Source organism: Halodesulfovibrio sp. MK-HDV (assembly GCF_009914765.1).
GTDB lineage: Bacteria > Desulfobacterota > Desulfovibrionia > Desulfovibrionales > Desulfovibrionaceae > Halodesulfovibrio.
The window spans coordinates 17,776-39,029 of sequence record NZ_WYDS01000020.1 but is presented as its reverse complement, the minus strand read 5'-3'; the positions used below and the strand labels follow the sequence as shown (position 1 = coordinate 39,029).

Sequence of the window (21,254 nt, the reverse complement as noted above, 5' to 3'; positions counted from 1 at the left end):
ACGAGAAACGAGTGTTACGAATGCCAGTCCCTTGTGGAGGCAGAGCCCGCCCGTCGGAGACACAAAAAGTCTAAAGCCAAAAAGCGCCGCAGGCAATAAAGCCCAAACCAAACTAAAACTTAGAAACAACAAGCTCTACTCTGGAGTAACGCCTGCCATCATAAGTCCGATTGAGTCGACTTTTTTTCTATTCGATTTTGGGAACTGATCGATAATGCGTCCGCGGTACATAACTGCGATGCGGTCTGCGAGTTGCAGTGCCTCGTTCAGCTCTGATGTAATGAGCAAAATACCTGCGCGCTTACGCACTTCAAGTAGACGCTGCCATACTTCTTCAGTCGCTGAGATATCAAGTCCCTGCGTCGGGTTTTCTGCAACGATGATATCTGGCTGGCGAAAAAATTCACGCCCGATAACAAGCTTTTGCAGGTTACCACCGGAAAGCGAACGTGCATCTGCGTCGATGTGCCCAGGCTGTACGTTAAACTGCTCTACAATCTCTACTGTTTGATCGATTGCTTTACTGCGATTTAAGAACGGGCCTGTTGTAAACGAATGACGCGTTGTGAGAAGGAAGTTGTCAACGAGGTCAACAAATTTGCAGGTCGCAAGACCTTGACGATCTTCTGGAATATAGGCGAGTGAACGCCCTTTCCTTGGAGGTCGAGGGTAGAAGTCATGCCAGTCCAATCCGAGGATTGAAACTTCACCTTTGATCGGCTTACGGAGTCCGCAGATCACTTCTACAAGCTCTTTTTGACCATTCCCTGCTACGCCGGCGATGGCGACAATTTCACCTTTCTTAACGGAAAGCATGATGTCTTCGAGTCCGTCGCCTTCGAGATCCTGTACATCCAAAACGGTTGCACCGAGTTCTACTGGCTGCGCATCAAGAGAAAGCTCAACGTCACGACCAACCATGCGGTTTGCGAGCACGGTTTCGTTCGGAACGTCTGCTTCCTTAAATTCATCTACCACTTCACCTTTACGGAGAATGGCGACCTCGTCTGCCACAGCCATAACTTCTTTAAGCTTATGGGAAATGAAGACAAGAGATTTACCTTGGTCAGCCATGCGCCACATGGCATCAAAAAGCTGTTCAGTCTCGGTTGGTGTAAGAACGGCTGTTGGTTCATCAAGGATAAGCACGCGGCTGTCGCGATACAAAAGCTTGAGAATCTCAACGCGCTGCTTTTCACCCATAGAGAGAGAAGAAACAATTGCGGAAGGAGCAATCGGCAAGCCGTATTGCTCCGCTAGTGCTGCTACTTCTTTTTCCTGCTCTTTGGGATTAATGAGAAATGCTTTTTCCTGACCGAGAAGGACGTTCTGCGCCACTGTCATGGATTCTACCAACATGAAATGCTGATACACCATGCCGATGCCTGCTTTAATCGCATCTTTTGGAGACGCAAACACTGTGGGGGTATCATCTACGAGAATGTCACCGGAAGTCTGCTGAAATCTGCCGGAAAGAATAGACATAAGGGTAGATTTACCCGCGCCGTTCTCACCAAGCAAAGCTTTAATCATTCCGGGGCGAATATCGAGATTAATTTCGTGGTTAGCACGCACTTTACCAAAATGCTTGCTGATGCCTTGGAGACGGACAAACGGAGTCTGTCCTCTAAAAGCGTCACGATTGGTTCGTTTATTAACGTATTCTGCCACGACTATTCTCCCGGCTCAATATTCACGCCGAGAGCCGCAGGAGCCTGACGCCCCTTGCCTCGAGCTGAGGAAAAAAGAAGAACAACAATTGTCAGTGCGTAAGGAAGCATAAGCAGCAATGATGACGGTAATGTTGCACCAACGGCCTGTAACCGCATTTGGAACGCCATAATACCACCGAAGAGGTATGCGCCGAACATTGCACGCCCCGGACGCCAGAATGCAAAGATAACTAACGCTACCGCAATCCAACCACGCCCTGCTGTCATGTTGTTTGCCCATAAGTGGGTGTAGGCGAGAGAAAGATACGCACCGCCGAGACCACATAGGAAGCCGCCAAAGAAAATACCTACCCAACGCAACTTCACTGGATTAAGACCTGCGGCAAAACATGCAGCAGGGTTCTCGCCAGCTGCACCGAGAGCAAGTCCCCAGCGGGTTCTGTTCATGAAAAACCAGAACAAGAACGGCAAACAGTAGGATACGTAAACAAGCGCATCCTGTTTAAAGAAAATATCGCCGATGGCCGGAATGGACGAAAGTACCGGAACATCAAATGCTGAAAAGCCTACAGCAGACGTTCCTACGAAACCTGTACCGAGGAAGTCCGCAAGACCAACACCAAGAATAGTAAGAGCAAGACCGGATACAACTTGGTTACCTTGGAAGATAAGGCAAACAACAGCGTGTGCTAACCCGAATAAACCGGCAATAGTGCCAGCGCAAACAAAAGCAAACCAAGGGTTACCTGTGTAGTATGAGGCAAGGAACGCGAAAAATGCGCCAATAATCATCATACCTTCAACACCAAGGTTCAGCACGCCGGAACGCTCCGTCAGCATCTCACCAAGAGTTGCATACAGAATCGGTGTACCGGACTGAATAGTCGCAGCCAGAATAGGAATAATAAGTTCTAAGCCCACGATTATCCTCGCTTGCTTCTCTGGAATGAATACCAGTTAAAGAACTGTCCAGCCAAAACGCTTAACAGAATAAGCCCCTGCATAATGCCGGTAAATGACGCTGGAACCTGCAACTCAAGCTGCAAATTTTCTACACCAACGCGCAACCCTGCAAGCAGAATAGAATATCCTGCAATGGAGGTAACACGCAGACGAGCAAGCCATGCCACAACAATAGCTGTAAAGCCGTAGCCAACAACAACTGTCGGCTGGAGACGGTTAAGCGTTGCAGAAGTTTCGATAAGCCCTGCCCAGCCAGCTAACGCACCACATATTCCCATTACCAGCACAACGAGCGCACTGTATGGCATACGGGCGTAACGGGCAGCACGAGGATTTTCACCACTGACCATGATTTCGAAACCAAGGCGAGTGTGCTTTAAAAATACGGTTAATGCAGCGGCTGCACCCGCACAGACTAATACACCCCAATGAATCCGGCCGAACATTTCACCGATAATCGCTGTGTCAGGGAATACAATAGTCATCGGGAAGCCGAAACTTGCCGGATCTTTCCATGCGCCGTAGACAAGAAATTGCAAGAACAGGATGCCGATGTAGTTAAACATCAGCGTCGAAATGATCTCGTTGAGTCCCATCTTTTCACGCAGCAATGCTGGAATAATAGCCCAGATAGCACCAAGCACCGCTGCCGCAAGGAACATAAGCGGCATAAGCACCCAAGCAGGCGCAGTCGGCATGCTTAGTACAACCCAAGTTGCACCAATGGCGCCCATGGCAAACTGCCCTTCTGCACCAATATTCCAAATCTGCATACGGAAGCAAACTGCAACCCCTAAAGAACAGAGAAAAATTGGAATAGCTTTGAGGACTGTATCCTCAAGCGCCCAATCATGTGCAAATGCTCCGTCCCATAACAAGTACATTGCTTCTAACGGTGGTTTTCCCTGAATAGCCAGCAGCAATCCGCTTACGCCAAGGGAGAAAATCATCGCGCCCAGAAAGATAAAAAAGGAGCCCCACTTTAGGGGCTCCTGACGTTTTTCAATAGTAAAACCTAGCATATGCTAAGATACTCCAGATTAGCCCAACGGCTACTGGTTAGAGCCCTCAACGCCTTCAACAAACCAATCCATACCAGCAAGCATTGCGTCAGAAGCAGTTTCGCCTTCTGCAACGCGAACAGTACCGGACTGATCTTTGATAGGGCCAGCAAACACCTTGAATGTACCATTTTTGATTTCCGCTTTACGAGCGTTAACCATTTTCTGAACATTCTCAGGAACCATGTCACCAAACGGTGCAAGGTCAACTACGCCTTCGGAAAGTCCCCACCAGTAGTTGTCAGCTTTCCATTCGCCTTTTTTTACTTTCTCGATAACTACAGGGTAGAATGCACTCCAGTTCCAAATTGCAGAAGTAAGATGTGCATCAGGAGCAAACTGGGACATATCAGAGTTGTAGCCAATGGAGTAAATTCCAGCTTCCTGCGCAGCTTCCTGTGGACCAGGGGAGTCCTGATGCTGTGTAATAACGTCGGCACCGATGTCGATAAGAGACTTAGCAGCTTCTTTTTCGGTTGCTGGGTCGTACCATGTTTTAGTCCAAACAACGTGTACTTTTGCCTTTGGGTTCACAGCGCGAACGCCAAGTGTAAATGCGTTAATACCACGTTTAACTTCTGGAATAGGGAACGCAGCAGCGTAACCGATGATGTTAGATTTAGTCATGGAACCAGCTACGAGACCTGCAAGGTAACGGGCCTGGTAAATACGACCAAAGTATGCAGACATGTTCGGTGCGGTTTTGTAACCGGAACAATGCATAAAGGTGGTATTAGGAAATTTCTTTGCGACTTTGAGCATTGGGTCCATGTAACCGAAACTTGTAGCGAAGATTACATCGTACCCTTTACGAGCCATATTGTTAATAACACGAGCTGCATCAGCACCTTCCGGTACAGATTCAACATAAAAAGTTTTTACGCCGTCCATTTTAGCAACAGCCTGACGCCCCAGATCGTGAGCGTAAGAATAACCAGCGTCACCAACTGGAGATACGTATACAAAACCAACTTTCAAATCTTTCGCCTGTGCTACCGTTGCGCCGAAACCAGCAACAACAACCATAGCCGCGAGCATTGCAATACCCACAAATTTACGCATTGTTTCCTCCCAAGAAACATCAATCCCGAATATTAATAGGAGCTGCAGAAATGCTCTACAACGTCCAAGTACAACTAATTAGCTATCACTAACTCGCTTAGCGAGTGGCTCTGTAAACTGCACTTCAGAATCCCAAGGAAATAAAATCCAAGTATCCTGAGAGTATTCTCTGATAAATGTATCTACAAGCGGCTTGCCTTCCGGCTTTGCATACAAAGTCGCAAAATGTGCTTTTGGCAACATATCACGCACAACTCGTGCTGTTCCGCCAGTGTCCACCAGATCATCAATAATCAACCAGCCTTCGCCGTCCCCTTCTGCTTCTTTCAAAACGCTCATCTCACCCTGATTTTTCCAGCTGTAACTGTTGATACAGATAGTTTCAATCTGGTAGATTTCCATTTCCCTTGCAAGAATAGCAGCAGGAACCAAGCCTCCACGCGTTACAGCGTAAATGCCCTTCCAAGTACCTTTTTTAAGCAAATCCCAAGCAAGCTGCTTGGCATCTCGTTGCAACAACTCCCAAGATACAGGAGTAACCTTTGAATAGCGGTTGGAATCAGACACTGTAGTAATCCAATATGTATTAAAAGTGGAACTATTACGGTAACAAATAGAATTTTCAGACTAAGAGAGACTTGTGCATGCCCCTCTCAGTCTGAAAATAAAAGTCTACAACAACCTAGCTAGCTGGTTGTTTGCTTGCCTTTTTGGAACCAGAGTACATCTGGTAACCAAGAAGCTTACATTCAATTTTAGCACTAAAGAATGTAACGCGCCTAAAGGTACGTAAGCCAACCTGTTTTGCTAAATCTAAGTTACCTGTAAAGATAAACCCTTCGTAGCCCTGACACTTCTGTTTGAAGAAGTCGCCAATAGCCTTATAGACTTCGCCAAGGTAACGGACATCACCAAGACGTTCACCATATTCAGGGTTCATAATCACAATACCGCCGCCTTCAGGAATTTCTGTCTCGCGGAAATCGCACACACCGAATTCGATGTAACGATCAACACCAGCAGCAATTGCGTTCTTTCTAGCAGCTTCAATAGCTTCGGCACTTTGGTCTGTAGCAATAATTCTAAAATCAAGCCCACCGAGTTCTGCAGATTCTGCTTCACTGAAAAGCATATCCCAGCGTTCTTGATCGAAGTCTGGCAGGTGCATGAAACCAAAGTTTTCACGCATAAGACCAGGAGCACTGTTTAAAGCAAGAAGTGCAGCTTCAATGGCAAGGGTGCCACTACCACACATTGGGTTTACAAAATTGCTTTTTGCATCCCAGCCACTTGCAATCAAGGATGCTGCACTAAGCGGTTCGGACATAGGAGCTGTCCAAGGAAGTTTACGGTATCCACGGCGGTTCAAAGGCTCGCCTGAAGTATCAAGATACAGCTTACAACGGTTCTGAACCCAATGCAGGAACAGTACTGTGCCTGTCTGCTCAGGGCCGGAATCCGGTCTGCGGCCATGCTTATCGCGCATGAAGTCGCAAATGCCGTCTTTTACGCGAACGTTGGCATAACGAGCATCACGAATTGAATCGTTCTGCACAAAAGATGAGATGGAAAGATAGCCGTCAGGGGTGATGATTTCATCCCAGTCGATGTAGTTACGAATGTACTTGTACACATCGTCGGCAGTGTATGCCTTGAATGATGCCAGTTGGAACTGAACACGCTGCGCTGTGCGCAAATGCAAGTTCAACCGCATGCAGCCAGCCATTGTAGTAAATGTTTCTACGGCAGCGGTAAGTTCGTGTTTAACAGGGAAATTAAGTTGCTTGATTTCATCAGTCAGGATAGGTGCTGCGCCACGTGGGCATGTAATCAACACTGCTGACTTTCGATTAAAAATACTCATGATTCTCCTGCACTCTTCGTGCAGCTACAAATAAAAAATCCGGTAAAATTACACGTTCCGTCCGCATAACATTACCAGATACGAAACAAGACTTGTGCCTTGTACCCTTTCAATTACTCCGCAAAAAAGTACTGAAGGCTCGCGCCAACTCACGGTTTTTATTGCGAAGTGGATCTTACTCATTGATTTTCCGATATTTTTTGTAAAAAAATCAGTATCAGTTGTTAAGATGCACACGATATATATGACTACGCAATAAGATGCAAATGCGCACTGCCTGAGACACTTTTACGTCTCAATGTGTATCAACCCCCATCAGCGCTGTATCTGCAACAAAAAACATCTCGCTACAACTGATCACTTTCTACAACATCAATCAACAACATCTTCCACCGATGCGGTTGCCTGTTTTTCCAGATACGTTTACTAGAGAAGAATACTATTTCAGTACTCGGGCACACGCTTCAGCCGCCACTGACAGATGACACTCAAGCACATTGCTGCGCTGCTACAAAAAGTTCATAACCTCACGGATGGTTACCATCTGTTGAAAGTAACTTTTTCACACGCCGCAGCTTGCGCCTCCTGATCGTATCCATCTACCACAGCTTTGCTTACAAATTGTATCATTATATATGGCGACGCCCGATACGATACACATTCAATACCCCTGCAGAATGCACATTATGACAACAAATACACTTTCCATACTTGTTTCATGCACCAGTTCAACCGAAGCTGTTGCCTTGTCTCTTGCCTCATTAACTAATCTGCCCAAAGATATTGAGTGTGAAGTGCTCATAGTGGCAGACAGTGAAGTGACACCTGTTATCTCTGAGCTTATTGAAGAAGTAGCACCACTGCTGCCAGTACACCCGAAAGTAATTAAGCTTACTGCGCCGATCAGCAGAGCTCGCGCATTCAACCTCGCAGCGGACAATGCAGATAGTGAATACCTGTTCCTCCTCGAAGCCGGAACTCAGGTAACAGCGGAAACCATCGCGCCGCTACTTCAACATCTTAAAAATAATCCATCCGCAGGCATTGCGGCACCACTTCTCATTTGTCCACAATCTGGGCGTGTACAGAGTTACGGCACAACATTTACTCCGTCGCTTCGTGCACAGCCGCTTTTTGCGTCTTTTCCCGCAACCCATCCAGCCGTAAACAAGCAGCGCTCTTTTCAAGCAGTGCCTGCAAACGGCATATTCATGCGTGCAGCGATTTTCAAAGAAATTGAAAAATTTGATACCAAATACAAAACCGGTATGGAGGTGCTCGATCTCTGTTGCGCAATACGCAACAACGAGCAAACAATCGACCTCATCCCGCAATCAACACTTCTTGAGCCAGACACAACAGCATCCATCGTTGAAGATGATCTCAGTGTCGACACAATGCGTTTGAACGACCGCTGCAAAGGCTGCTTCGGTCCTGACAAGCATCTGATTGCAAAAAAAGAAGGATACCAGTTCACCATCTCCCCGTGGATGGAGAGCTACATGATCCTTACACCGGAGCGTGAACAAGAATTAAACGAGCAGATGATGCAGTCACCTGACCCATCAACCTGCCTCGCACTCATTCTCGAAGAACCGCTCTGGCAAACTGGGTACGTTCAGCTTGCTGCGTATCTTGAATCAACAGGAAAGTTTGAAGAAGCATGCGGAATCCGTTTATTGCAAACATTCTTCTTCCCGATGCTACCGCTCTATCGCAAACTTGCTGCTGTAGCAGAGGCCGGAAATAACGACAGCCTGTTACAAATGGCTAACGACAAGCTCTCGCATATTGATTCTCAGCTTGAAGATATCGGCACACTTACCAAAAAAGCTGCCGGACTCGCCAACTGGGCACGGAAGGCCAAGGAAACAGAACTCCAAGCCCTCTACGAAGGCTGGCTGAAAGATTTAGGACTGCTATAAAGAAACGCCGATCTGTGTAAAACAGATCGGCGTTTTTTTATAAAATATATCTCGATAGAAAATTAGCGTTCGAGCCAATCTTCAAGAGTTTCTTTGTATTCTTCATCAGTGTAGGTCGGCTCTTCGTACTTGCCGGAAAGCTGGCGCTGGCGAGAAGCTTCGGAGAGGATTACTGCAGCTGCAACAGATACGTTAAAGCTCTGAATCATACCGAACATTGGAATGTAGACTTCACCGTCTGCAACGTCCACGAGTTCAGGGTCAGTGCCACGGTGTTCGTTACCCATGATTACAGCAGTTGGCTCAGAGAGGTCGTAATCACGAAGCGGCTTTGCTTTTGGAGAACAGCTTGTTGCGAGAACTTTCATACCCTGTGCACGCAAAGACTTCATAAGATCGTCTGCGTTATCGTGACGTTCTACATCAACCCATTTGCGCGCAGATGCAGAAGATTTATTCCCGAGTTTCGGGAATGCAGTATCTGTGTAGTAAAGGTGAACCTTAGGCACACCGAAAGCATCACAACTACGCAGGATAGCAGATACGTTATGCGGATCATGTACATTCGCCATAACCATGGTCAGATCTTTCTGACGGAGTTTCAATACTCGTTCAAGCTTAGCAGTTCTTTCAGGCGTTCTTTCTTTTGTCATCTGCACACCATATATCCTGTCTATATCCGCCGCATTTATGTCAGCAACAGGTTTGTTGTTGTATTAATAACGCTTACCCAACGAAACACCGCGGTAGTTCATCAGTATAAGACTTTGCAATCATAAAAAACATGCGCGCAAAAACCAAATAAACAGTACATAAAATCTTCGAGTACTGCTTCATCCCAATGCGCATATTGGCATTAAATTGATTTTCTTTCTTGTAAAGTTACGCGAACTGGGTGTACAGGCTTTTACAACTCTTGTCACGCAATGCAACCTTAGCGCTGAAACCGGTTATATTTATAATTTTTTGCGATAAGTCTTGAAGATCTAACCGAACGATTTTCAAAACAAAATGGACTAACTCGCTGCAAATTATATTTTTTTACACTCAACCTATTGAATTGTGCATTGTGTCCGAGTAAAAGAGCCACTTGTCTTCTAGTTTAATCCAAGAAGTTCGTGAATATACCAAATCCCGTTGCACCCACATGCAGCGACGAAATGTCGATAGTTGTCTTTATTTATTGCGCATTCGAATGGTATATTTCGCTTTGTATCTTTTGATACACAACTTGTATGAAGGAGTCTTACGCTGTGTTTACCTTTTTGAAATCTAAAGCTATTGCTGGTCTTAGCTTTGCTTTAGCAGGATTGTTGCTTCCTGCTATGGCATTCGCGTCCGCCTCTGCTGGCGCGCCACATCTTGATGGTGCATCCCTTTCTGCATTATGGGTACTCCCATTTGCATGTATGCTGCTGTCTATCGCAGTTGGTCCAATTGCGGCGCCACACTTCTGGCACAACAACTTCGGTAAAATTTCTTTATTTTGGGCACTCTGCTTTCTCGTGCCATTCACTATGGCGTACGGTTTCTCCCTTGCGCTTTATGAAGCTTTGCACGCTCTTCTCCTTGAGTACTTCCCGTTCATCATCTTGCTTCTGGCTCTGTTCACCGTAGCTGGCGGCGTTCGTCTCAAAGGTAACCTTGTTGGTACACCTTTAGTGAACACCGTAATTCTGCTTATCGGTACTGCTCTCGCAAGCTGGATGGGTACTACAGGCGCAGCAATGCTCCTTATTCGCCCACTTCTTCGTGCTAATGCTCATCGTAAATACAAAGTACACTCTGTTGTATTCTTTATTTTCCTCGTAGCTAACATTGGTGGCTCCCTTACTCCTCTTGGTGACCCACCACTCTTCCTCGGCTTCCTGAAAGGTGTTTCCTTCTTCTGGACCACCACACACATGTTGCCGCTTATGTTGTTTGCAGCTGCTATACTTCTTACAGTTTACTTCTTCCTCGACACCATTCTCTTTGCTAAAGAAGGCAAACCAGTACCTCCAACAGATTGTTGCGAAGAAAAAGAAGAAGCATCTGCTACTCCAGGTCGTTGTCGTTTCGAAAACGGCCGTCAGATCTACGACTGCGGTCCTGCTCCTAAACTTGCCATTGAGGGTAAAGTTAACCTTCTCCTCCTCCTTGGTGTAATTGCAGCAGTACTTATGTCCGGTATGTGGCATCCGCATGTTAGCTTCAACGTCTTCCATGTTCATGTAGAACTGCAGAACGTTGTTCGTGACGTTCTTCTTCTTATCATCACCGGTCTTTCTCTTAAACTTACCGACGATGAATCCCGCCGCCTCAACGACTTCAACTGGTTCCCGATCCTTGAAGTTGGTAAACTCTTCATTGGTATCTTCTTGTCCATGATCCCAGCTATCGCTATCCTGAAAGCTGGCGAGAACGGCGCTCTTGCTTCCGTAATCAACATGGTTACCAGCAACGGCGAACCTGTGAACACCATGTACTTCTGGCTCACCGGTCTCCTTTCTTCCTTCCTGGACAACGCACCGACCTACCTTGTGTTCTTTAACACTGCTGGTGGCGACGCAGTTCACCTCATGGGCGACATGGCAAGCACTCTTCTTGCTATCTCCGCTGGTGCTGTATTCATGGGTGCTAACACCTACATTGGTAACGCACCAAACTTTATGGTTCGTTCCATTGCAGAAGATCAGGGCGTAGCAATGCCTAGCTTCTTTGGCTACATGGCATGGTCCTTCGGTATCCTCATCCCTCTCTTCGTTCTCATTACCTTTGTATTCATTTCATAGGTAAAGACTTGAATGATTGTATCGCCCCCGTGTTCTGCACGGGGGCGTTTTTTTTTTGCCTATGCAAAAACACACTGCTAGGTTTTGAACCTTCCTGACACTCTGCCCGTATTATTCAAAACGACACAATAGCGTTCTTCAGCCATGCGTCGTAAAAATGTGTCGACCTGAAATCCACTTCATTGCCAACTTTCTCTTCTCGAAAAAAAATATTTCGACCTAAAAACAGCACTCTCTCAACCTGCCCTATATATATAGTTAGAAATCCCCGAACGTCGCAGGTTCTAAAGCTTCTCGCGTAAAAAAACAATTTTAGTTTGATTGACAAACACTTCTCCGTTTAGTTAGAAAATCAAACAGTCAGCCATTACTTCGGCTGACTAAACACTTTTTTATTACGACCTAAAGCAAACACTAACACCGAGAATCCATTGACTGTTTCTCGAAATTAATAGTAATTGCCTACGTTAAATGTATTTTAAACAATGCTGGATTTGAGAAAAGGAGTTTGAGTTTATGTTGACGGGTAAACCTTCTGTTCTGTTTGCAAAATTGCTAACAGTCTTTGCAACGCTTCTGCTGCCATGCGCTGCGTTTGCTGCTTCCGCAGGTGCACCGCATCTTGACGGCGCCGTTCTTTCCGGTTTGTGGGTTCTGCCGTTTGTCTGCATGCTGCTGTCTATCGCAGTCCTTCCACTAGTTGCGCCACACTTCTGGCACAGCCACTTTGGTAAAATTTCTTTATTCTGGGCTCTTTGCTTTCTTGTCCCGTTCACGCTGAAGTTTGGTTTCTCTCTTGCTTTATACGAAACCTTGCATGCGCTTTTATTGGAATATTTTCCGTTTATCATTCTCCTGTTAGCGCTCTTCACCGTTGCGGGTGGCGTACGTCTTACCGGTACTCTGGTAGGCACACCAATTGTAAACACACTTATCCTCTTAATTGGTACCTTACTAGCCAGTTGGATGGGTACAACTGGCGCTGCAATGCTGCTTATCCGCCCGTTGCTGCGTGCTAACGCACACCGTAAGTACAAAGTACATTCCGTTGTTTTCTTCATCTTCCTTGTAGCTAACATTGGTGGTTCACTTACACCTCTGGGCGATCCGCCACTTTTCCTTGGATTCTTGCAGGGCGTTGACTTCTTCTGGACAACAACCCACATGCTGCTTCCAATGCTTTTCACAGCAGCTATTCTCATAACTGCATATTTCCTCATCGATACCTACCTCTTCGGCAAAGAAGGTCGTCCTGTTCCTGAAGGTGTGGACGCTTCCAGTTCCGAAAAGCTTGGTATGGAAGGCAAAGTAAACCTTCTTCTCCTCCTTGGTGTTATCGGTGCTGTACTGCTGTCCGGCATGTGGGATCCAAACATCGAATTCAACATTTACCACGTACATGTTGAATTACAGAACCTTACTCGTGATCTGCTTCTCCTTTTCATCACTGGTCTTTCTTTGAGACTCACCGATGATGAAAGCCGCAGATTAAATGACTTTAACTGGTTCCCGATTCTTGAAGTCGGCAAGCTGTTTATCGGTATCTTCCTGTCCATGATTCCAGCAATCGCAATTTTGAAAGCTGGTAAAGATGGTGCACTTTCAGGAATCATCAATCTGGTGACAGATGCAAACGGCAACCCTGTAGACATCATGTACTTCTGGCTTACCGGTATTCTGTCATCCTTCCTTGATAACGCACCGACCTACCTTGTGTTCTTTAACACTGCCGGTGGCGATGCTTCACACCTCATGACTGATATGGCGAGCACTTTGCTTGCAATCTCAGCCGGTGCTGTATTCATGGGAGCGAACACGTACATTGGTAACGCACCGAACTTCATGGTTCGTGCTATTGCTGACGATCAGGGTGTAAAAATGCCTAGTTTCTTCGGATACATGGCATGGTCATTCGGTATTCTTATTCCGACCTTCGTCTTGGTTACCCTTGTATTCTTTTAAACCGATCCTATAATCAAAAACCCCTTGCTTCACGCAGGGGGCTTTTTTTTGTGTCTGTCAGCTAGGCGACCGTGCGTGCCTTTTTTTAAAATTCGTAACACGTTGACGATAACCTTCTCTGAATGGTATCGATATGCATCACACCAACCAATTAGACCATTGGACACGTATTATGCATATTGCCGAAGGGGTTTTGCCACCAGTCATTCTCGCTTCCTGCGCTATATTATCAGCAGGAGGAGTTTGTATCGGTTTGAAAAAACTTGATTATGATCGAATCATGACAACAGCAATTCTTTCAGCATCTTTCTTTGTCGCATCGCTTATTCATATTCCAATTGGCCCTGTATCCGGTCATCTTATCTTAAACGGTCTACTCGGTTTAATGCTCGGCTGGGTTGCGTTTCCTGCCATTCTGGTTGCTCTCACACTTCAGGCAATTCTATTCCAGTTTGGCGGCATTACCAGCCTAGGTGTAAACACCTTGAACATGGCTCTTCCGCCCGTTCTCTGTTTTTACATATTCCGTCCCATGCTCAGTAAAGGCACTTTCTCACTACGAATGGCCGCTTTTTTATGCGGCATGTCAGCAGTTGCTTTTTCCGCCTTACTTACATCAGGCACGCTTGCCTTAGGTGGTGACAGCTTCCTAAATTCCGCAAAAATTTTATTGATTTCAAGCGTTCCTGTCATGGTGATAGAAGGACTGATTACAGCCGTAGTTGTCGGGTTCCTCGCTAAGGTAAGTCCACAAATTTTCGACTTCAAGATCACGGCACCAGACCCAGTTATGGCCGCACAGACCTCATCCAGCGCTACAGAGTAACGTATGTCACTCGAATCCTTTGCCGAGGGCACAAGTCCGTTTCACACTATGGATGCGGCATCCAAAGTTGTCGCCGCAACACTATTTTCAATCTGTACAGCACTGCTTACATCAATATCTACCGCCTGCGTAGCATTGGTCATAGGCATCACTCTTCTCTGCATTGCACAGCTTCCAATAAAAACTCTTTGCAGAAGACTGCTCTTCATCAACGCATTCATCGCATTTCTTTGGCTTACACTGCCTGTTTCGACAGCAGGAACGCCTGTATATTCACTAGGTGGTTTCACCGTCACTCAAGAGGGTATTGATTTAACGTTGCTCATCACGCTCAAATCAAACGCCATCATCACAACTTTTATTGCGCTTCTAGCCACATCGAACGTCACAGACATAGGATCAGGCTTTGCCAAACTGCACGTACCACAAAAACTCAGCCTGCTATTCCTTTTTACTTGGCGTTACATCCACGTAATCCTCGAAGAGTATAAACGCCTGTCCACCGCCGCAACGCTACGCGGATTTATACCGACTACCAACAGTCACACCTATAAAACTTACGCAAATCTCATCGCAATGGTGCTTGTAAAAAGTCATGACAGAGCAGAACGTGTTTCCAACGCCATGAAACTTCGCGGATTCGACGGCACCTTTCATTCCCTGCATCGTACCCAAGCACAAGCTACCGACGCAGTCGTCGCTGCGATCATTGCATTTCTCGGAACAGCGCTGTTTGCTGCCGACTATTTCCAGCTTACGGAGTTACTCTAATGACCACCCCATTGCTTTCCCTCACCGACATCCACTACACTTATGCAGGCACCACTATGCCAGCACTCACAGGGGCAAATTTAGAGTTGTTCCCTACCTCCAGACTCGGAGTACTCGGGCACAACGGGAGTGGTAAGACAACACTTTTCCTCGCAGCAATGGGAATTCTTACGCCCAACAAAGGCACCATCACCTACGCAAAATCTCAACTCAAAACAGAAAAAGATTTCAGACTCCTACGTTCAGAAATCGGTTACCTGTTTCAACGGTCAGATGATCAACTCTTTTCTCCTACCGTCATAGACGACGTGGCATTCGGCCCCCTAAATCTCGGTAAAACACCAGAGCAAGCACTACGCATTGCAGCAGAAAAACTTTCGCTCGTGGGCCTAAAAGGATTCGAAAATCGCATCACCCACAAGCTTTCCGGTGGTGAAAAAAAAATGGTTGCTCTTGCCTCAGTATTAGCAATGCAACCCAAAGCGCTACTCCTAGACGAACCTACAAACGACCTTGATCCCGACACGCGTGAACGGCTCATACATATTCTCAAAAACCTCGATATCGCTCTCTGCATTATCTCCCATGACTGGGATTTTCTCGACAGAACTTGTACCAGTTTTCTTAGTGTCGAAAACGGTGAAACCAAGGCCACCGAGTTCATCCCGCACACGCATATCCACACGCATCAAGGCGGAAACGTTACTCACAAACACGAATAGCCTTTGGCAGTTTTTTGAGTTTTTGTGCCTCTGGCAGATCTGTGGTGCTTTTTTTACCTTCTTGTCTTTGAATAACCTGCGGTGCTTGCCGCGTTGTTATCGCTGCCCGTAACCTCTCGTATCTCGAGCATGGCCACTGTTCCGGCGGCTGGGAGAACCCCTTGGGAAAAGCTGTTAGCCATACCCATCTAACCCGCTGCTACGAAATATCATTTTTGCCAGATATAAAAATTGGCTCTTTTATCTACCCAGTTGTCTATTCCGTACTTCCTGATTTCACGGATATTCATTTTGGGCATATCACCGCAACGGGGTTCCAGAAAATCAAATTTATCACATTGCTCAATGTCGCTGCATTCCCAACAACCTGCAAAGTTTTTATCCTGACAACACTCCATAATCTTACAAGGCTTACCTGAACAGCCACCTCCTGAACGACACGGTTTTTCACACTGAGTGTCAGAAAGCTTGCTTAACACAATAGAGAACTTGTCCCAAGGCTTGAACTCCTTACCAAACTCACTGTCAATAGCTGCGTACTTGTCAAATTCAATCTCTTTAAGATGCTTTTGAAGCCCCTTAGCTAGTTCACTGTATTCATTATTTAAATGAATACAGTCTTTACAATAAATACCACAATATGCCGTTTGATCTTTAACTTCCATTACGCTTCCTTTCATTAAGACTGTTTTCTTAATTGTTGTTTTGGATAATTGTTCCAAAAAATATTTCTTAGATAGCATATAGATAGTTTATAGGTAAAAAATATAATGTTATCTACATCTTCGTTCTGCAACTCATAAATTAAACAAAGCAAAGTTTATGGTAAGCGCTGCTCCACGATTGTATGCCGTCAAAACACTGATTTTAGCACAATAGAAACTTTGCGGAGATTGGCTTTCTTGTATCAGATACACAAGCACCATTATCCACCCACTTAACTAACAAAAAAGGGCTGTCCTACATAATGTAGAACTTCCCTTTTTTATTTCATGAAAGATAGTGAGATTTAAGCCGTGAAGTTAAAAAAACAATAAGCGACTATCGCATAATAAAAGTTTTTGGAGATTTTTAAGAACCTTTTTTCAAAAAGGTTCTTAAAGTCCCGCTGACAAGCGCCGTCGAAGACCCGCACCACAGGTTCGTCGAAGACAACAAACAAAAAGTTCCCTAAGGCATATTTGTCTATAACTTACTTAGTCCCTTTGGCCTTAGCGGCTGCTGCATTTTCGTCAGCCATATTCTGTGCTGCTGCCGAAAGATCTTTTATTTCTTCTGGAGTCATATCCGCCCCCTCAGGCACATGTACTCCGACTGTCGGACGCGCAAACTCGATACCTTCTTCCTTGAATATCTTGCGCATCTTATCGTATACGATTTTCCGAATACTCCACTGCCCACCTGGTACTGTCATAAACTTCACACGCATCCGCAGTCCGTACTGTTCGATGGACTTCACACCTTGTGACTTGATGTCATCAAGGAGTAAGGCGTCGAGTGCTGGATCTTCACGTACTTCTTTGTTGATACGTTTCATAATTTTTTTGATCTTGTTCACATCCGTGTCGAACGGAACGAGATACGGCAGTTTCATGATGGCGAAACCACGGGACATGTTTGTTACAAACCCTATGGTTCCGAACGGAACGATGAAGAGCGATCCACGCGGATGCCGTAATTTTAAAGCACGGATAGATATTTCTTCCACTGTTCCCATGGAATTACCTACCTGGATGTAGTCATTCACACGGAACGCATCATCCATAAGGAAGAATATGCCTGAGATAATATCTTTGACGAGAGTTTGTGCCCCAAAACCAATTGCGAGACCGAAGACACTGGCACCTGCGAGAAGTGGTGTGATGTCTATACCGAGAGATGAGAGGATGATAAGCGATACAACAATAAGCAAGAAGCCAAACAGGAATTTGCGGAACAATTGCAGGAGAGTCGCAAATCTGTCGCCGCCCGCACTGCCACCTTCGCCACCGGAGCCCCCTCCGTCTGCTCTATGCCCGCTAATCTTTCGTTCAATTGCTACGCTGATTAGCGCCCATACAATGTAGGAAACAACGACAGTAAACAGTATACCTATGAAAGAACGTGCCGTATCCAGCCCTACTCGAACCGGAACGCCCCACACGAAAAGCAATCCCATAAGCAATAACAAGAAGATCCCTACACGGAAGCTGCCTCTAAGAATATCGCGGAATCGTGCGGCTGTGGAAACATGCGTACTGTGCACTTCTTCATGTTCTGTCTCATCTGCCAGCTCTATAGGCTGTTCTGTAAGCTGCTCTGTAGGCTGTTCATCTATAAATTCAGAAACCTGTTCTGTGGAAGATGCATTCTTAACGGCTGAAGGTTGTTCCACGCTGGCATCGCCTTCTGCTGGCTGCTCTGGCGTTGACTCTTTTTTTGCACAACCAGTTCCCGCAACAACATCTCCATCTGACTTTAAGGACATGCCGCTCATGCAATCGACAAGCTGCTGTGCAAGCCAGTTTGCAATACAATACGTTGGCACACTCAATAAGGTTGCAATGGCTGGAATAACGGCACTGGAGCCTCGAACCATTAAGACTATAAGCCAACACAGCCAACCGAGAATCAAAGCTGTAACAAGCATTATATGCCATATGCCAGCAATCTGATATCGTAACGAACCTTCCTGCGCATTTTCTCGCAGTGCCTCTGTGCCGNTTTTTGCTTCCCATATAATAAGTAACGAAATACCGCACACAACAACAAAACTGGTAATGGCAAGCGCGAGCAAATACCAACGCTCCGCTTCACCTTGCAGTAGAATAAGAAATGAGATCAGCAAACCAAGAGCACCTATACGGCTTATCCATTGCGTCCACTTATAAATAGTCAAGGCTGTTTCGTTTGATAGCGGAAGATAACGAAGCCCTTCAGCCTTTGGAACCAGCACAAAACGAGAAACGAGCCCTACTAAATCCACCAAGAGTACAGCAATAAACCACGATGCGATTATCGGCTTTGCCGCACTACTTTGTTCATAATAGACAAGATACAGTCCGAGAATAACCACACTGGAAAGCAGAATTCCCAGCAAATCAAGCCCTGCTCGCAAGCAAAGCCGAAGAACTTTTTTAAAAAAGCCCCATTCCTTCGGAGTTGTTTCAATAATTTTCCGTAAACGCTGGGTCTTTCTTCGGTACAGCAGGCGTACTGCTATCCACACAAAAGTAAGTAAGGCAATGCCGCGTGCCAAGTTTGCCATCGGCACTTTACCGCTACCGCTTACTGCTTTGAACACAACATCCGGTATACCCTGAGCTGTTTGTGCAGCATCTCCGAATAAATACTCAAACCTGTCATGCACACGTGAGAGCCTTGCATTAAATGTTAACGCAAGGTTTTTATCTTTTTTTGTAGTGGCAGATGCTGCCGCTTCTTTTCGCAATTCTTCTATAAGTAACGCGCGCACCTGCTGGTCACTCATGCCCGCAAGAATTGCGTCGACCTGAGCACTTGAAGCATTGGCGGGAATCTGCGGTACTTTCTCTGCTGCCCTACTTACGTTGACCAGCAGACAACCAAGAAAAATCAGTACCAATGCGATGCAAATTTGATTTCGTATACTCACGGGTGCTCTCCTAGTATTATCCTGTAAGCATACTCTTTTTCTACCTTTTATTCCTATGACATAAAAAAAGAGTAAAGCCTGAAGGCTCTACTCTTATATCTTTCAATCGTTACATTGGCATGAATCCAATGTTACCTATTTCTTTTTTAGCGGCTTCCCACAACACTGTAACGGCACTGAACATCTCTGCTCCACGTCGCCGTCAGTCTTGCATCCACAGCTTTTTTCGATCTTGATCTCTAAATGACATGACGGACAATAATACACATCGCCTTTTTTCATTTCACTACAAACAGCCATAAAGTCCTCCTTAGAATTGAGAGCAGTGTAGCACATTCGAGCTAAGTACGTTGTATATATCTTCAGCGTCTATGCGAATAGTTTTTTCTTAGCGTCATTCCACACCATATCTGGAGTAATGGAATGCATGCAGTTGAAATGACCCTTAGGGCATGTTTTAGGACCATGTAACCCGCACGGACGACATTCAATGTCTGTTTCGAGAACAGTGGAAGCCTCTCCACGCGGGAAGAATCCTAGCTCGCGAACGGTAGGGCCAAAAATAGCTGTTACAGGAGTCCGCTGTGCCCACGCAAGGTGCATAGGGCCGGAGTCATTTGACACGTAGCAATTCAGCTTATTCAAATAAGCAGCCAACTGCACCAGTGTAAGCGCACCGGAAAGATCAATAAGTCTGTCTGAATCCTGTGCGCCGCTCTTATCAATAACTTCCTGAGCCATTGATTCTTCACCCGGTCCGGCAAACACCAAAACCTGCGCACCTGCATCAATGGCTTTAGCAACCACATCTGCATAGTACTCGGCAGGCCAACGTTTTGTTGCCCAAACAGAACCGGGGTGAACCCCGAGCACTGGCGAGTCTATATGCTTACTCCAGAAGGTATCCACTTCATCATACGCTGATTGCGGCAGCACCATTTCCGGCCAGTCGAGAGTTTTTGTAATAGAAAGCGGCTTAACAAGCTGCATGAGTCTGTCAATTTCTTCCAGCTCTGGAAATTTTCTATCCACTGTTGTGGTGTAGAGCCAGTTATTGAACAGAGGCTTGTTGTAACCGATACGGGTGTGTGCAGATGTCCAGCGCGCTATCACGCCACTTCTCAAACTTGTATGAGCAGAAATCCATAATGAATATTCTTTTTGTGCAAGCTCACGACCGTAGCACATGGCAGAAAAAATTGACTTCTGTGTTCCGCGCTTGTCGTATCCATAGACATTGTCCAGTTCCGGCTGAGCAGTAAAAAGAGACTCCACGCCCTTACGGACATAGAAATCTATCGGAGAATCTGGAAATGCAGCCTTGATTGTCCGTATGAGCGGAAGCGTTAAAACAGCATCTCCGAGAAAAGCGGTATTCCATATACCTATTCTGCCCATCTAGTTGTCCCCTTGTCCCAGCTCGTTAGCAATCCAGCGTGTCGCAGCAGAAAGATCTTTAGCAACGGCAAGTGTCCATCCATTCTCGGTAGAAACTGTCACGTATCCTGTAGTCTCGTCGATTTCAGGAAGCTCCAGCTTCTGGCGTTCTTTTTCGCCTTTGCCTGTGAGAACAAGAATAGATGCTGCTAATCCGGCATTTTTTCCAAGATCAACATCCGCTTGCTTATCACCGATCATGACGGACTCTTCCGCCAATAATCCATACATATCCTTCAGCTGAGTCCACATACCGGTAAGCGGCTTGCGGCAAGTACATTCATCCTCAGGCGCGTGCGGGCAAAAAACTGTATCTTCGATCAGAGCGCCGAACAGCTCTGTAAGTTCATCAAGTCTAACTGTGCACGCGTGCAGATCATCTTCAGTAAAATATCCACGCCCAATGCCGGACTGGTTGGTGAGAACATACATGCGCATACCTGCCTGCTGAAGCGCGGCAAGAGCCCTGCCTCCTTCCGGAACAAGCTCTACGCCATCCGGATCAGAAAGGTAATGTTTGTCTACAATCACTGTACCGTCACGATCAAGCAGTATATTTTTAATCTGCGCCATTTATTTTTTCCCTGAGTTTCTGTTATCA

At 46.0% G+C, this 21,254-nt stretch carries 17 protein-coding genes; 6 read left to right on the top strand and 11 right to left on the bottom strand.

Translation table 11 applies throughout. The features are described from left to right. Positions 1–135 precede the first annotated feature (135 nt). The 6 genes from MKHDV_RS15060 to MKHDV_RS15035 all read right to left on the bottom strand — a co-directional run bounded on the left by MKHDV_RS15060 (position 136) and on the right by MKHDV_RS15035 (position 6,623). Positions 136–1,671, bottom strand: a complete 1,536-nt coding sequence (locus tag MKHDV_RS15060; RefSeq protein WP_160716714.1) for an ABC transporter ATP-binding protein — start codon at positions 1,669–1,671, stop codon at positions 136–138. A gap of 2 nt (positions 1,672–1,673) precedes the next feature. Next, the gene (locus MKHDV_RS15055) at positions 1,674–2,594 is read right to left on the bottom strand and encodes an ABC transporter permease (RefSeq protein ID WP_160716713.1); all 921 of its coding nucleotides are present in this window, start codon (positions 2,592–2,594) and stop codon (positions 1,674–1,676) included. A 2-nt stretch (positions 2,595–2,596) separates the two neighbouring features. Continuing rightward, positions 2,597–3,658: an ABC transporter permease gene (locus MKHDV_RS15050; protein WP_160716712.1), complete on the bottom strand. Its 1,062-nt coding sequence runs from the start codon at positions 3,656–3,658 to the stop codon at positions 2,597–2,599. Positions 3,659–3,688: 30 nt separating this feature from the next. After that, positions 3,689–4,759 carry a BMP family ABC transporter substrate-binding protein gene (locus MKHDV_RS15045; RefSeq protein WP_160716711.1) on the bottom strand — a complete coding sequence of 357 codons (1,071 nt, stop codon included), beginning with the start codon at positions 4,757–4,759 and terminating at the stop codon, positions 3,689–3,691. A 78-nt stretch (positions 4,760–4,837) separates the two neighbouring features. After that, positions 4,838–5,326 carry a xanthine phosphoribosyltransferase gene (gene gpt / locus MKHDV_RS15040; RefSeq protein ID WP_160716710.1) on the bottom strand — a complete coding sequence of 163 codons (489 nt, stop codon included), beginning with the start codon at positions 5,324–5,326 and terminating at the stop codon, positions 4,838–4,840. A gap of 115 nt (positions 5,327–5,441) precedes the next feature. Beyond that, complete coding sequence (locus tag MKHDV_RS15035) at positions 5,442–6,623, bottom strand: class I SAM-dependent RNA methyltransferase (protein ID WP_160716709.1); 1,182 nt, start codon at positions 6,621–6,623, stop codon at positions 5,442–5,444. Positions 6,624–7,309: 686 nt separating this feature from the next. Between MKHDV_RS15035 and MKHDV_RS15030 the strand changes: the two genes are divergently transcribed. Next, a complete protein-coding gene (locus MKHDV_RS15030) occupies positions 7,310–8,548 on the top strand; it encodes a glycosyltransferase (protein WP_160716708.1) in 1,239 nt (412 codons plus the stop codon). 62 nt (positions 8,549–8,610) lie between these two features. Here the strand turns inward: MKHDV_RS15030 and MKHDV_RS15025 are convergent, their stop codons facing one another. Further along, positions 8,611–9,201, bottom strand: coding sequence for an RNA methyltransferase (locus MKHDV_RS15025; RefSeq protein WP_160716707.1), 591 nt, complete (start codon positions 9,199–9,201; stop codon positions 8,611–8,613). Positions 9,202–9,873: 672 nt separating this feature from the next. Between MKHDV_RS15025 and MKHDV_RS15020 the strand changes: the two genes are divergently transcribed. The 5 genes from MKHDV_RS15020 to MKHDV_RS15000 all read left to right on the top strand — a co-directional run bounded on the left by MKHDV_RS15020 (position 9,874) and on the right by MKHDV_RS15000 (position 15,603). Then, positions 9,874–11,322, top strand: coding sequence for a sodium:proton antiporter (locus MKHDV_RS15020; RefSeq protein WP_254060498.1), 1,449 nt, complete (start codon positions 9,874–9,876; stop codon positions 11,320–11,322). A gap of 516 nt (positions 11,323–11,838) precedes the next feature. Next, positions 11,839–13,284 (top strand): sodium:proton antiporter, encoded by a 1,446-nt coding sequence (locus tag MKHDV_RS15015; RefSeq protein WP_160716706.1) that lies wholly within the window; start codon positions 11,839–11,841, stop codon positions 13,282–13,284. A 172-nt stretch (positions 13,285–13,456) separates the two neighbouring features. After that, the gene (gene cbiM, locus MKHDV_RS15010; RefSeq protein WP_160716705.1) at positions 13,457–14,110 is read left to right on the top strand and encodes a cobalt transporter CbiM; all 654 of its coding nucleotides are present in this window, start codon (positions 13,457–13,459) and stop codon (positions 14,108–14,110) included. A 3-nt stretch (positions 14,111–14,113) separates the two neighbouring features. After that, positions 14,114–14,881 (top strand): cobalt ECF transporter T component CbiQ, encoded by a 768-nt coding sequence (cbiQ, locus tag MKHDV_RS15005; RefSeq protein WP_160716704.1) that lies wholly within the window; start codon positions 14,114–14,116, stop codon positions 14,879–14,881. Then, on the top strand, positions 14,881–15,603 hold the full coding sequence (locus MKHDV_RS15000; RefSeq protein WP_160716702.1) for an energy-coupling factor ABC transporter ATP-binding protein: 723 nt from the start codon (positions 14,881–14,883) through the stop codon (positions 15,601–15,603). Before cbiQ ends, MKHDV_RS15000 begins: the two co-directional genes overlap by 1 nt. A gap of 209 nt (positions 15,604–15,812) precedes the next feature. On the opposite strand, the gene MKHDV_RS14995 is transcribed toward MKHDV_RS15000, so the two are convergent. From MKHDV_RS14995 to MKHDV_RS14980, 4 genes are all read right to left on the bottom strand, one after another. Next, positions 15,813–16,268 carry a DUF3795 domain-containing protein gene (locus MKHDV_RS14995; RefSeq protein WP_160716700.1) on the bottom strand — a complete coding sequence of 152 codons (456 nt, stop codon included), beginning with the start codon at positions 16,266–16,268 and terminating at the stop codon, positions 15,813–15,815. 527 nt (positions 16,269–16,795) lie between these two features. Beyond that, entirely contained in the window at positions 16,796–17,761 is a 966-nt protein-coding gene (locus MKHDV_RS19250) for a mechanosensitive ion channel family protein (protein WP_371416037.1), read from the bottom strand. A 1,824-nt stretch (positions 17,762–19,585) separates the two neighbouring features. Then, the gene (locus MKHDV_RS14985; protein WP_160716696.1) at positions 19,586–20,614 is read right to left on the bottom strand and encodes a glycosyltransferase family 9 protein; all 1,029 of its coding nucleotides are present in this window, start codon (positions 20,612–20,614) and stop codon (positions 19,586–19,588) included. Continuing rightward, positions 20,615–21,226 (bottom strand): HAD-IIIA family hydrolase, encoded by a 612-nt coding sequence (locus MKHDV_RS14980; RefSeq protein WP_160716694.1) that lies wholly within the window; start codon positions 21,224–21,226, stop codon positions 20,615–20,617. Positions 21,227–21,254: the final 28 nt, after the last annotated feature.